The 12614-nt window shown below is 37.3% G+C and carries 15 protein-coding genes; 2 read left to right on the top strand and 13 right to left on the bottom strand.

All coding sequences use genetic code 11. The features are described 5' to 3' along the window. From envZ to L3081_RS03555, 3 genes are all read right to left on the bottom strand, one after another. Positions 1-1284 (bottom strand): two-component system sensor histidine kinase EnvZ, encoded by a 1284-nt coding sequence (gene envZ, locus L3081_RS03565; RefSeq protein ID WP_242283556.1) that lies wholly within the window; start codon positions 1282-1284, stop codon positions 1-3. A gap of 84 nt (positions 1285-1368) precedes the next feature. After that, positions 1369-2091: an osmolarity response regulator transcription factor OmpR gene (gene ompR / locus L3081_RS03560; RefSeq protein WP_242283554.1), complete on the bottom strand. Its 723-nt coding sequence runs from the start codon at positions 2089-2091 to the stop codon at positions 1369-1371. A gap of 177 nt (positions 2092-2268) precedes the next feature. Continuing rightward, complete coding sequence (locus L3081_RS03555) at positions 2269-2754, bottom strand: hypothetical protein (protein WP_242283545.1); 486 nt, start codon at positions 2752-2754, stop codon at positions 2269-2271. A gap of 326 nt (positions 2755-3080) precedes the next feature. On the opposite strand from L3081_RS03555, the gene L3081_RS03550 reads away from it, so the two are divergent. Further along, positions 3081-3896 (top strand): mechanosensitive ion channel family protein, encoded by an 816-nt coding sequence (locus L3081_RS03550; RefSeq protein WP_242283543.1) that lies wholly within the window; start codon positions 3081-3083, stop codon positions 3894-3896. Between the two features lie 105 nt (positions 3897-4001). Here L3081_RS03550 and L3081_RS03545 read toward each other — a convergent pair whose 3' ends face one another. From L3081_RS03545 to L3081_RS03515, 7 genes are read right to left on the bottom strand one after another with little or no spacing between them, the layout of a single operon-like run. Then, positions 4002-5102 carry a class I SAM-dependent methyltransferase gene (locus L3081_RS03545; protein WP_242283542.1) on the bottom strand — a complete coding sequence of 367 codons (1101 nt, stop codon included), beginning with the start codon at positions 5100-5102 and terminating at the stop codon, positions 4002-4004. Positions 5103-5143: 41 nt separating this feature from the next. Next, positions 5144-6016, bottom strand: a complete 873-nt coding sequence (locus L3081_RS03540; protein WP_242283532.1) for a MipA/OmpV family protein — start codon at positions 6014-6016, stop codon at positions 5144-5146. A gap of 3 nt (positions 6017-6019) precedes the next feature. Then, positions 6020-6745 carry a 3-ketoacyl-ACP reductase FabG2 gene (locus L3081_RS03535; protein ID WP_242283531.1) on the bottom strand — a complete coding sequence of 242 codons (726 nt, stop codon included), beginning with the start codon at positions 6743-6745 and terminating at the stop codon, positions 6020-6022. A gap of 3 nt (positions 6746-6748) precedes the next feature. Next, on the bottom strand, positions 6749-7753 hold the full coding sequence (gene darH / locus L3081_RS03530; protein WP_242283529.1) for a BtrH-related acyltransferase DarH: 1005 nt from the start codon (positions 7751-7753) through the stop codon (positions 6749-6751). Next, positions 7750-8154 carry a DarG family dialkylresorcinol biosynthesis protein gene (locus L3081_RS03525; protein WP_242283527.1) on the bottom strand — a complete coding sequence of 135 codons (405 nt, stop codon included), beginning with the start codon at positions 8152-8154 and terminating at the stop codon, positions 7750-7752. Before L3081_RS03525 ends, darH begins: the two co-directional genes overlap by 4 nt. Before the next feature lie 28 nt (positions 8155-8182). Continuing rightward, complete coding sequence (locus tag L3081_RS03520; RefSeq protein WP_242283525.1) at positions 8183-9328, bottom strand: beta-ketoacyl-ACP synthase III; 1146 nt, start codon at positions 9326-9328, stop codon at positions 8183-8185. Between the two features lie 6 nt (positions 9329-9334). Then, positions 9335-10291: a dialkylrecorsinol condensing enzyme gene (locus L3081_RS03515; protein WP_242283524.1), complete on the bottom strand. Its 957-nt coding sequence runs from the start codon at positions 10289-10291 to the stop codon at positions 9335-9337. 75 nt (positions 10292-10366) lie between these two features. Between L3081_RS03515 and L3081_RS03510 the strand changes: the two genes are divergently transcribed. Further along, positions 10367-10834: a DUF2141 domain-containing protein gene (locus L3081_RS03510; protein WP_242283522.1), complete on the top strand. Its 468-nt coding sequence runs from the start codon at positions 10367-10369 to the stop codon at positions 10832-10834. 39 nt (positions 10835-10873) lie between these two features. On the opposite strand, the gene L3081_RS03505 is transcribed toward L3081_RS03510, so the two are convergent. The 3 genes from L3081_RS03505 to L3081_RS03495 all read right to left on the bottom strand — a co-directional run bounded on the left by L3081_RS03505 (position 10874) and on the right by L3081_RS03495 (position 12517). Beyond that, complete coding sequence (locus tag L3081_RS03505; protein ID WP_242283520.1) at positions 10874-11521, bottom strand: hypothetical protein; 648 nt, start codon at positions 11519-11521, stop codon at positions 10874-10876. Positions 11522-12009: 488 nt separating this feature from the next. Continuing rightward, a complete protein-coding gene (locus tag L3081_RS03500) occupies positions 12010-12270 on the bottom strand; it encodes a Txe/YoeB family addiction module toxin (protein ID WP_242283518.1) in 261 nt (86 codons plus the stop codon). Further along, positions 12263-12517: a type II toxin-antitoxin system Phd/YefM family antitoxin gene (locus tag L3081_RS03495; protein WP_242283516.1), complete on the bottom strand. Its 255-nt coding sequence runs from the start codon at positions 12515-12517 to the stop codon at positions 12263-12265. The genes L3081_RS03500 and L3081_RS03495 overlap by 8 nt, the downstream gene beginning before the upstream one ends. Positions 12518-12614 lie beyond the last annotated feature (97 nt).

The following is a 12614-nucleotide window of genomic DNA, read 5'->3' as shown; positions in this document are numbered from 1 at the left end:
TTACTTCTTGGGTAAATAAACTTTCGCTTGTAAACCACCGCTAGGTTTATTTGATAATTCAACACGACCACCGTGGGTATCTACTATACGTTTGATAATCGCTAACCCTAAACCACTTCCTTCCGTGCCCCTGGCTTTATCACCTTGAGTAAAGGGTTGAAATAAACGCTCAATATCAGCATCGGGAATCCCCTCGCCCTCATCACTCACAATAAAGTAAACATAATCTTTATCATGCCCTGTAATAACTTCAATATCGCCTTGTGTATATCGCAGTGCATTTTGAATTAAATTGGCCAAGGCACGCTTTATTGCAACATAGCGTAACGGAATGTCTGGGCAGTCTTGGGCGTTAAAAATAATATGCCGGTTCGCCGGTGTTTCAACATTAAGCACCTCCTCCACCAGTAAATTTAAATCCCCTAATTCAGCTTTATCTTTAGAGCCATGGCGTAGATAATCAATAAATTGATCGATAATATTATTCATATCATCAATATCGTTTTCTATGCCTTCTTTCAAAAACTCATCAATATCTGACATCATCTCGGCTAAACGTATACGAGTAAGTGGCGTTCTTAAATCGTGAGAAATACCGGCCATGAGCAAATTACGATCATTCTCTAACTGTTTTATACCTTTAGACATATGATTAAAGGCTTGTGTTACCGCCATAATTTCCGATGTGCCGTGCTCAGTTAAAGGTTCAGGAAAGTTACCTCGCCCTACTTCTTGTGCGGCACGCTGCAAAGATTTCAAAGGTCGATTTAACTGCCTTACAAACAGCCAACCACCCGCGACACTCAATACACCAATAATACCGAGGAAAAAAACAAGAGGTGAAAAGTTTGCCTCTTCTAAACCCATTAAGGGAATTTTAACCCACAAACTAGGTGCTTGCGGAGGGCGAATCCAGAAAAGATATTCATCCCCCTGAGAAATTCTTACCTCAGCAGGGCCACCTAACAACGCCGACATTTGCTCACTGCGATAGGGGTAGTAACCTGCAGACGCTAAACCTAATTTAAGTGCATCTTGCTCTCTATATACCCCAATACCCGTTTCATGATGAAAGGCTTCAGCCATTTTCGGGCTTAAGCGCACATCATTAATGTCAATAAAAACAACCCTAATCTGTTTGGCTAATAACTGATTTATTTGCTGCTGATTTGGCTCAATAACATATAAGGCAAACGATATATACGACACTACCTGGTTTACAAATAATAAAAAACCAATAAGTAAAACAGTTTGTCCAAATGCGCTACGGGGTAATACTTTCATGAAAAACCTTCGACTGAGGAAAAATCTCGTTTGTAACGAAACAAGTTCAAAACGAGATTAAATTCCCATCTACAACCGATAATACTAAACGGATGTGCCATCCGGCACAAAAACATAGCCTAGCCCCCATACCGTCTGTAAATAGCGAGGTTTTGCCGGATCTTGTTCTAACATTCGGCGCAAACGTGATACTTGTACATCAATACTACGTTCAAGCGCTGAATAATCGCGACCACGTGCTAAATTCATCAATTTATCACGAGATAATGGCTCGCGAGGATGAGTCACTAAGGCTTTTAATACGGCAAATTCACCACTAGTTAAAGGCATATTAACGTCACCTTTAACCATTTCACGAGTTGCCAAGTTAAGTTCATACTCGCCAAAGACTATGTTGCTTTCTGCCATAGAAGGTGCGCCAGGTGCTTCTTGTACTCTACGGCGCAATACCGCTTTTATACGCGCTAATAACTCTCTTGGGTTAAAGGGTTTAGGCATATAATCATCAGCGCCAATTTCCAAACCAATAATTCGGTCAACCTCATCGCCTTTAGCTGTCAACATTACAATAGGAATACTATTGTTTTGTTGACGTAAACGACGGCAAATTGATAAACCGTCTTCACCTGGTAACATCAAATCGAGTACTAACAAATGAAAGTTCTCTCGTTCAAGTAACCTATCCATTTGTTCTGAATTAGCAGCACTACGCACGGTGAACCCTTGTTCAACCAAGTAACGTTCCAATAACGAGCGTAAACGCATATCATCATCTACAACTAAAATTTTTTGAGTTTCTTGGGGCATTTTATTTTCACCATCATTTTACTTTGATTATAGAAATTACTATAAGCGATATAGCAATGAATTCAAAAGAGCGATTAGTAAATGTGTCCACCATTTGTTACAATTTATGAATATAGCTGAGACATTAGTTATTTAGCCATACGTAAACTAAATTCAGCTAATTCCAATGTTACATCGCTATTGTAAATAATTAATTGCTTGGGCTGACACACATTGGGTAAAACTTTTTTTACGTTCGTTGTGTGGTAAGTCATGAATGGTTTTTTTTACTAAATCCATTTTTTGTTTGCGTTCGATATCAGGTAAGTGGACTAATTGATCCTCGAAGCAGCCTAACAGACCAAAATTTAGCGCAATGTCTGATTTCATGCTGTCATTATCGAGACAACGGATTAACTTCTCTGCTAAGCGGTTTTTGTCCATACGTAAAATAAGATCATTAATTTTATAGTTAACAGGTTCAATTTTTCGCGCTTGATTACATGAAAAAAGCATATCGGCTACTGCTACTTTTGGTATAAGATTTTGATGTTGTTCACTAAATTTTTGTTTTAACCAAGCATTATGTTGAGCTAACTCATCCGTTGACTTAGTTTGCGGTGCTTGGGCACAGGCTAGATTAAAGTGACAAAAAATAAGAAAAGATAGAATAATGATTTTCATTTTAAAAGCTTAATTAGTCCGTTTCGTAAATTCAAGTATACCTAAGTAAATAGGCCATTGTTAAACATATACAAGAAGAAAGTAAAAATAATTAGATCTTCCCTATTTTATGTGATAAATATCACATTGATACGATAAGTATTTCATACTAGCTACTGCAATCATCGACATTTTTATGTATTATCGTGATTTATGTCTTATATTCAGTAGTGTGACTATCAACTTGTAATGAGTAATCAAGAGAAGTTTTTACAAGAATTATTAGGTGTTGCATACTAGCCTTTAAGCGCATTTTTTTATCACTATGAATAAATCAGGGAATTAATATGAATACAGAAGAAATTATGAATCGAGTCACTGAGATGACTTTGTTTTACGGCCCAAAACTTGTTGGAGCCATAGCCGTATGGATCATTGGTGGTCGGATTATTAAAGCTATTGGTAGTGGCGCCAAAAAAGCGTTAGAAAAAGGTGGAACCGATCCATCCTTAATGCCTTTTTTAACCGGCATTATAAATGGTTTATTGAAAGTTATCTTGGTTATTACCGTTCTTGGTATGTTAGGCATTGAAATGACCTCCTTTATCGCCATTCTTGGTGCTGCAGGTTTAGCCGTAGGTATGGCTTTATCAGGTACATTACAAAATTTTGCGGGTGGTGTGATGATCCTTATCTTCAAACCATTCAAAATTGGTGATGTCATTGAAGCGCAGGGTTATACTGGTAAGGTAGATCAAATACAAATTTTCAATACCATTATGAAAACGCCTGATAATAAAACTATCATCATTCCTAATGGTGGCTTATCAACATCTTCAATGGTTAATTATTCAACCGAAGCTACAAGACGTGTTGACTGGACTATTGGTATTGCTTACGGCGATGACGCCGACAAAGCTCGTGAAGTAATCAAGCGTTTATGTGATGAAGATTCACGTATTTTAAAAGATCCGGAATTATTCATTGCCGTTTCTGCCTTAGCAGACAGCTCAGTAAACTTTGCGGTTAGAGCATGGGTTAACGCCGCTGATTACTGGGGTGTATACTTTGATTTAAATGAAAAAGTATATAAAACGTTTGAAAGTGAAGGTTTAAATATCCCATTCCCACAAATGGATGTTCACGTACACAAAAACGATTAATTAGTTTTTATATCCTGTTTTAGTAAAAAACCACTCGTGAAATTGAGTGGTTTTTTTATTGTTAATACCAAGTGCTAACCTATACTCAGTTATGCTCAGCTCTACTTAAGTCACTTTACTGCAAATTAACAAACTGTGACCTAGGCCAATATTATCAATACGTTTTTCAATGGCTAAGCCACTTGCTTCTACCAAGGCCATAAATTTATCTGCTGCGTACATACGACTATTACCATTAGCAAAGCAGGTAAAATATAGCGAGGTGGCATTTAAACTAAAGGCGGCAGCATCAAACTGTTGTGCGTCCCAAAAAGTTTCTAAAATAAATACTTTTTGTTTGCTCGTAATACCGTTAGCAATGTTTGATAATATGATTTTAATTTGAGGTTCGGAGAAACAATCCAAAAACTGGCTCATCCAATAGATGTCTGCCTTTTCCGCGAGTACCTGTTTAGGATCTAACATGTCACAAGGAAATTGGTGAAAACGTTCAGCTAAACCAAGAACAGCTATGTTTTGGCTTGCTTTAGCTAATTGAGGCGGCAAGTCCATAATAGTCATGTGTACTTCGCCATTATATTGTAAACACTTAGTGGTAAATCGCCCCGTATTTCCCCCAATATCAACAATATGTTTTGGTTTAGACTCAAAGATTATTGGCAGAATTTCATCAAAGGCGTGATCCGAGTAAAAATGATCAAATGAAAACCAACTTTCTCTAATTTGGTCAGGTAATTCAGCAAGGTGCGGATAAAGCGTTTCCCAATTGCCAAACACTTTTAACCCTTCTGGTTTACCTGTTTTAATTGACTCAGTAAGTTTGGCTAAACCTTGATAACCAAAATGCTGAGTAAACTCAAAATTTACTACTGACATTTCGTCGTGTAGAAGAAAAAAAGCAACCTTGGTTAAGCTATAACGAGCTAAGTTCTTTTGATCATCCTCTTCATCTGCTACAACAGTCACTAAACCACAGGTCAGCGCAAAGTCTAACAAAACGCTGACACCGTATTCACTTACCCCTACGGCTTTAACAATGTCACTTAACAGCACGCCTTTACGTCTATATTTATCAATAAACTGTAAAATACCAAGTTCTTTCATTGCCACTGTTGCTTGGAAAATATAGGGCGAAAAGGCGATATGCTGTGCCATCGACTTAGCTTCTATTGCCGATAGTTCATCCTGTTGAGGTAATTGAATCATTTATTTTTCATCCATTTCTATAGGGTTATATTTTGATTGTTTTACTTTTCCATAAATATATAGGACACAGAGAGGCCTATTAATAAATTTGTGTTTGACTTTATTAACGGGCTGTCGTCAAAGGATGTATTGTTCAGGTGGGTATAACGGGTAAACAAACCAAGCCAAATGTTCTTTCGCCGCCACGTACCGCCGAATGATACTCTAACACCTGCATAGCCCCCTTCAGCACTGTATTGTGCTCTCTCTGCTGATACTTCATCAGGTGCTACAGAATAAAAATATTGAGCATATTTATCAGAATAAAATAATGTTGCCACTGAGGTATCTATAATGGTTTTTCCCCCAAAGATATCAGTGTTAAATTGGTATTTGTTGTTCACACTAATTTGGCTAGTCCATCCCGCATCAGCAATTTTTTTAAAATCAGTATGAACCGCTTTTCGTACAGAAAAGTCAATAAAAGTACGGTTTTGTGAGCGGCTATTACCCGCGAAATAGTATTCTAACGAAGGGCCTAATTCACCAACCCAGTCTAAATCGTCCATACCTTGTCGGGTTTTGTTTCTATCGCTATCAACAGGAATAGATCCCGCTGCATCCAATGCCAAATGCCATTTTTCACTATTAAATAAATCCCCTTCAAATGCATTTCGGTCAATAACAACCGAATCATTTTGATAATATATATAGGGCGTAGGGATAAGATAAAAACGCGATTCGTCAGCGCCAATATAATCATCAATGGTCATCATTGATACCCCAAATCCTATTGAGTAATGGGCGGTATTCTCACGTTTCTGCGTATTTATATTCGCGTTAGCGTTATGCTCTTCTGGTTGTGCCTGTTCGTTTGCTGATATCGTTTGAGCAGCAAATAGTAAGAAGAATATAAACGCTTTGTATTGTTTCAATGGTTACGCAATGCCACCGTTTACCGAGATTACTTGCCGAGTAATATAGCTTGCCCCATCAGACATTAAAAAAGCCACCGCACTAGCAACTTCATCAGGTTTACCCATTCGTCTTAATGGGATCATGTTTTTTAAATCGGCAATAGGCAGCTCGTCTGTCATTTCTGTTTCAATTAAGCCTGGTGCAACACAATTTACGGTGATTTTTCGTTTAGCCAGTTCAAGGGCAAGGGCTTTAGTTGCGCCAATAATCCCTGCTTTGGAGGCACTATAATTGACTTGCCCTCGGTTGCCTATTTCCCCCGAGAGTGACGAAATAGTAATAATTCGCCCGCCTTTTCTCGCGCTTACCATTGGCATCACTAACGGATGCAATACATTATAAAAACCATCTAAATTAGTATGAATAACACTGTCCCACTCAGCACTAGTCATGGCAGGAAAAGCGGTATCGGCAGATATTCCTGCATTACACACTATGCCGTAAAAGTGGCCATAGTCTGCAATATGTGTTTCCAATGCTTTTTTCGTGCCTTCTCTATCAGCCGCATCAAATTGTACAATAGTGGCTTGTACACCTTTGGTGGTAATATCTTGCGCTACTTGTTCTGCACTTGTCATGTCAGCACGACAATGAAGACAAATGTCGAACCCCATTTCAGCCAGTTTTATGGCAATGGCTTTACCTATACCTTTACTGGAACCTGTTACTAAAACACGGCGATTCATATCCTATTTACTCCATTGTAATAATTTTGAACGTAATATTGCTTCTTGCTCAGCACAAAGTTCGAGGCTAGCGGCAACATCATCTATCGTTACATTTTTTCTGTTTTTACAAAACAATACTGATTTCATCGCAAACTCACGCCATAAGTCACCAATTTCGGTGGTGAATGTAGAAATTTCGAATAAGGTATCATCCTTAAGATATGATGCGGCTTCGTCCAAGAAGCTAGCGAACATAAAACGGAACCCTGCGCCTCCTGTCCCTATTTCTTCTTGCATTCGCACGATATTCCCTAGAAACATGGCGGCGTCTTTATGGGGTTTATCTTTGAGTGTTTTGATTTTTTTAACTAGGTGTCTAATACCTTTATTACCAAAAAAAGGTAATAACAAACCATTCATCATTTTAGCTGTTTTCTTAATGCTACTTTTAATCTGTGGCGCTAAATCAACCTCAACCGTTGGTAAGGTCATTTCATACATTAACCCTTTAGCCGCTAACACCCCTTTGGCAAAACGAGCGCGTTTTAAATCATCTGCAGGGCAAGTCACCACGTCTTCAAAAACAGGATCACTAATTAAATAATCTCCTTGTTCATTTTTACCGTAAACCGTTAAGTTATGGGCATTAAATTGAAAACGCATATCTTCAGGAAAATAAGGTAACCAATAAACAGACGTTTGTAAGCCCACCAACTTGCCTTCGCTTAAGGCCTTGTCTAGCGCCTTCATGCCTGCTTCAGGATTTGAAAATTTTTGTGAGTTAACTTTTACGTTTAACTTTTTGCAAACAGAAGAAATAATAGATTTTGGTGGCATTCTATAAGCAATAAGCGGTAACCCCCCCACCTTAACAATAGGAAGATAAACAAAGGTTAACGCTGAGGATAAACCAAAAACCATTGGCTCGGATAGGTTCATTCCTTGAGAATTAAGCATATTGGCTACAACGCCAGATTCACAATGAGATGATTGTTTATGGCTTATTTTATTTTCAATTGCTTTCATTCTTTAATAACCGGTTGTTTTAAGTCTTCAAGTGAGATATTAAATGCTTCACAATATTTAGTTAATTTTTTGTCTGATAACTTAGCAAAGATTTCTGGCTTCATGTGGCGCTTAATTTGCCATTGAAAAAAACCAGAAGCATGAGCAAGCGACATTAAATCAAACCGATATAGGGGTAAATAATAGGCAATGGGAGATACTGTGCCCGCTAAAAGCGCTTTTTTCATATCGTTTAATTGCTCATCAAGTGCTTGAACAGCCATTTCAGTGGCAAAACCTTCCACTTCCCATCCTGACGATTGTACGCCTTGATAATGGCCATTTTCATCCACGGCATAAATAAGCTTTTTATGACCATCGTAGGATTTGCAGCTATCTTGTGGTACTTGCTCTTTTTTCATAAAATAATGCTCGTTACAATGTTGTTAATTAGCATACAGTTAATTGCATAAACCCACTAGAAAACCGTCCACTTTCGGGTACATAACACAATAACTTATCTCCCGATTTTAATCGACCTGAATTAAATAGCTCTTCCAACATAATAAATATAGAGGCAGACCCTGTATTACCCTTGGCTGTTAAATTGGTAAACCATTTGTCATAAGGTATGCTAAAGCCAATATTTTCAAGTCCGTCAAACAGTTTTTCGCGAAAATAGGTTGAAGAATAATGGGGCAGAAAATAAGTGAAATCTTCTGGTTTAATGGCACGTTTAGCCGCTATTTTAGATAGTGCTTTTTCTACAGTTATCGATACAATATTTTCATTTAATATTTTGACATCTTGTTTAACCGACATAATAGATTGCTGCGATCGTTCATCATCATTAAACCTCATCCACCCCTGTAAACGGCCTTCTACTTTGTCGGCACCTGCATACATACAAGGTTCCATTTGATCGGCAAAAGAGAGGGTTTCAATCCAATCTATTTCAAGGGATAACTTATCCACATTGGGTTCATCAGACAAAAGTGCAGAGCCGGCGCCATCTGATAACATCCAACGCAAAAAGTCTTTTTCAAAGGCAATTTCCGGCTTTTGATCTAATTGCGCCAATTTATACTCACTCTCAGCTTCAAATCTTTCCGATCGCATAATACTTGAAGCCAATTCACTTGCTACAACAACACTGCGATGACTTTCACCCGCTTTAATATTTAAAAAAGCATATTTAAGTGCCGTAAGACCACACAAACAAATACCCGCTGTTGATACAACTTCACAAGGAGGGTTTTTTAATTCACCATGAACCATAACGGCATGATTTGGCATGATTTGGTCTGCCATTGAGGTACTAGCAACTAAGCAATCAATGTTGTTTAATTCGTCTTCATGCTTAAATAACCCTTGAACCGCATTCGCAGCTAAAGCAGCGTTAGTATAATTAAACTCACCTGTGATTTTATCAATAGCGTAATAACGTGATTTAATGCCGTTGCTACGTAATATTACTGACTTTGCTCTAGATTTCTTGCCTGAAATTTTACCAATTATATCTTCCATTTCAGCATTAGACACTTTGTCATTTGGAAGAAATGCTGAAATATTATTGATGAAAACGCGTTTTCCCATGGTTTTCTACTCTCCTGATGGCTGTGCGTAATAAGCTTTTTGTTTCGCTATTTTTGCTTTGAAAATAGGGGATATTAATTTAATAATTAAAGCCGTAATTGGCACAATAGTGACAATTAATGCCAGTAAAAACGTAAAATAAAAGCATAAACCAACACATCGTCTAACAGAGTTTTGAGGACCCAACAGCATCAACAACTTTCCCCAAACTTTAAAACTTCTGTGCCCAATCTTCTCACTCATAATTAATTTTTCATTAATTTTTACAGCGGCTAAGCTTGTCATCATTGGTGTTGTTATTTTACTGTTAGTGTCTGTTAACCGTTTTTTGATTGCGATCCCAAAACGCTGTGCTTTCGCAATTTCTTGATCTGACACACCTGCTTTAGGCACCCAAGAGACTGGCTTTTTATTACCCGTTAGCATCCACAAAGGGGTTGCTAAAAAACTAAAACCCGCACCACACTCATCCGTTAATACTATATTGTCGACTAAATTCGCATTTAGCTTGGCTAATAACACTTTCATTTTTTCTTGTGCCGTTAACCACATTCCTCGGCAGCCAATAACGGTCATAACAGGGGTATTATTAAAAAGTATTTTAGCTTGTTCTGACTGCAAAAAACTTGATATAGGCAATGAAGGTGATAAAAACCACACTTGATAAGATAAAATAATCAAATCGTAAGGCTCGTTCATAACATCGGTCGTATCGTCAGAACTACTATCAATACTACTGTGTAGGGTCACTTTATCTAGCTCTATCTCTTTCATATAAACCGACTCTGGCATCACTTGAAAGAATTTAAAAAATGACCAAGGAAAAGGAAATTTAACTTGAGGCTGAATGGTAAGTGAGTCAATTTGGATTTGCTCATCATTAAGTAATGGCCCCATTATTGAGTCTACAATTTTAGTTAGCTGACCTGTTTGAGAGTAGCTAACAACAAGGATTTTTCGCACCAATAACCACCATAATTGCTCATTAAATTTAAGTCGCGTATCATACCAAAGTCACTTCTAAATAAAAACAAACTCATGACTAAGTTCATAATAACCATCTTCCTTTTTAGCATTGCTTTATTTTCAAATCCATCCTTTTCGCTAGAATTGACCGTTAAAGTAGCAAAAATAAAAACTATTGATAAAAAAATAGTAATGGAAGTGTATTTATTAACTGATACAAACTCTCAAGATTGGCAAAACCTTCATTTAATTGATAAAAAAATTACTGAATTCGATACAGACAATCAAGATATTATTTTTACTGGGCTGCAAAAAAGAACTTATGCAATAAGACTATTTCAAGACATAAATAACAATGGTCTGCTTGATAGATCATCTAATAATATACCGTTAGAGCCTGTAGGTTTCTCAAACAATCCCAGTTTATTTGGCGGTGAACCAACCCCAGAAGATAGCGCCTTTGTATTGACTAAAGATCAGCGTGTTACGATAAATCTTAAACACAGAAAGCCTAAAAAAAGACGTAAAAAACACCAATAGCGCACTAGCTACCAATATAAACTTAACTAGAGGTAGCTATTATTGCTGATATGTATCCAGAATTTTCTGAAAATTGATGCCACCGATAATATAAGGTGTAGCGTTCTGAGGTAATGAGCGGCTTGCTGATGAAGCATAATTTTGGAGTTTTGTATTAACTACCTGATTAGCCACCTGTTGTAAAAGTACTTTATATCGCCCATTTTTACTTTCACCTAAGGTTCGGCAAATCCATGCAAGCACGTCTATTTTTTTGTTATCCAAATTATAGCCATACATCTCAACTAAAAACTGCCCTAAAGCATCATATACCTCTATTTCTGCTGCTCCAACGTGCTCCATTTTGCTTATGTGCTGAGCAATATACTTAATTGCTTGCCATTCACCTTTAGCAATGGCAAATATTTGTCGTTGGTTGGCAGACAATGATGCTTTCGGGATTATATCTTGTGCATTCATTCGTGGCGGTAAAGGAAGAGGAGCTATTGTCGCCGTAATTTCTCTATCTACAGGCGCTGTGGCTTCACTTGTCATGATTGCATGAGCCGAATTCAGTAAATATTGATAGGCTTTGTTCGCATATTTTTTCAATTTTTTATGCGCAGCTTTACTTTGATAAATGCTTTGCAACAATGGCATATACTGACTATCACCTGTAGCGCCCAACGCTCTGCATCCCCAAGACAAAGCGTCAATTCTACTTGTAGGCGCAGTCTCATACTCTTGTTCAATAATATTGGCTAATAAACGTAAGTTCTCTGGCGTGTTTTGCTTGGTTTGTGGTCATCATTTGAGCTGCTTGCCTAAGCTGCTTAGTGTTACCTGATATAAGTAAGCTATGCACATCATTTTGCGCAAAAGTGATATTAGAAAACAGCCCTAAAAAAACTGTTACCAAGAAACAATTTTAATGTTCATCATATGGTTGAAAGCCAAAATAGACACAATAACTCCCAAGAGATACTAACCTCTAAACGTGGGTTAGTTTTACAAACCAGAGCCATAATATATGTATCAACAATAATATTTTACTGTCGGCGAATAATATCTATTAGATCACAGACAAAAACAGGCTTCAAGCTTAAAAAAACAATCAATGGGTGAAATATGAACATAATAACGAGTAATAACTAGGACATTGTCGGAGTTGAGACGCTTATTAGCTGCCGCCTAAACTAATAATGGTAGCGACAGGAAATTATAGTTAAATACGAATCAGATACGGCATAAACTAAACGATTAGTTTCATCTATTCGTCTAGACCAAAAGCTCGATAAATTTTCTTTTAGTGACTCAGGTTTACCAATACCTTCAAATGGTGAACGCTTGGTATCATTAATTAATTTATTAATACGTTTAAGCGTCTTCTTATCTTGGCTTTGCCAGTATACATAATCACTCCAAGCTTCATCAGTCCATGCAAGTTGCCTAGTCATCAATTAAATCTCTAGACTGCACCTTTCCTGAATTATACTGTTCTATTGATTTAGATAAATGTGTAGCATTAGCCGGAGATTTAAGTAAATGAACAGTTTCCATAAGACTGTTGTAATGATCCATAGACATTACTACTGCATCTTCTGCATCTCTACGAGTTATAACGGTGTAGTCAACATCGTTTACAACACGATCTAATACCGATTTAAGCCCGTTTCTGGCTTCTGTGAAAGAAACTATGCGCATAAAACACCTCACGAGTTGTACAACTAATAAGACAAGTCTAACCAATAAAGAAAACATGTGCAATATTTAAAACAACTCTGAGTTTGAAAGACAATCA

It is taken from the genome of Colwellia maritima (genome assembly GCF_022669015.1).
GTDB lineage: Bacteria > Pseudomonadota > Gammaproteobacteria > Enterobacterales > Alteromonadaceae > Colwellia > Colwellia maritima.
Note: the sequence above shows the minus strand (reverse complement) of the source record. Positions and strands in the feature narration are given on the sequence as shown.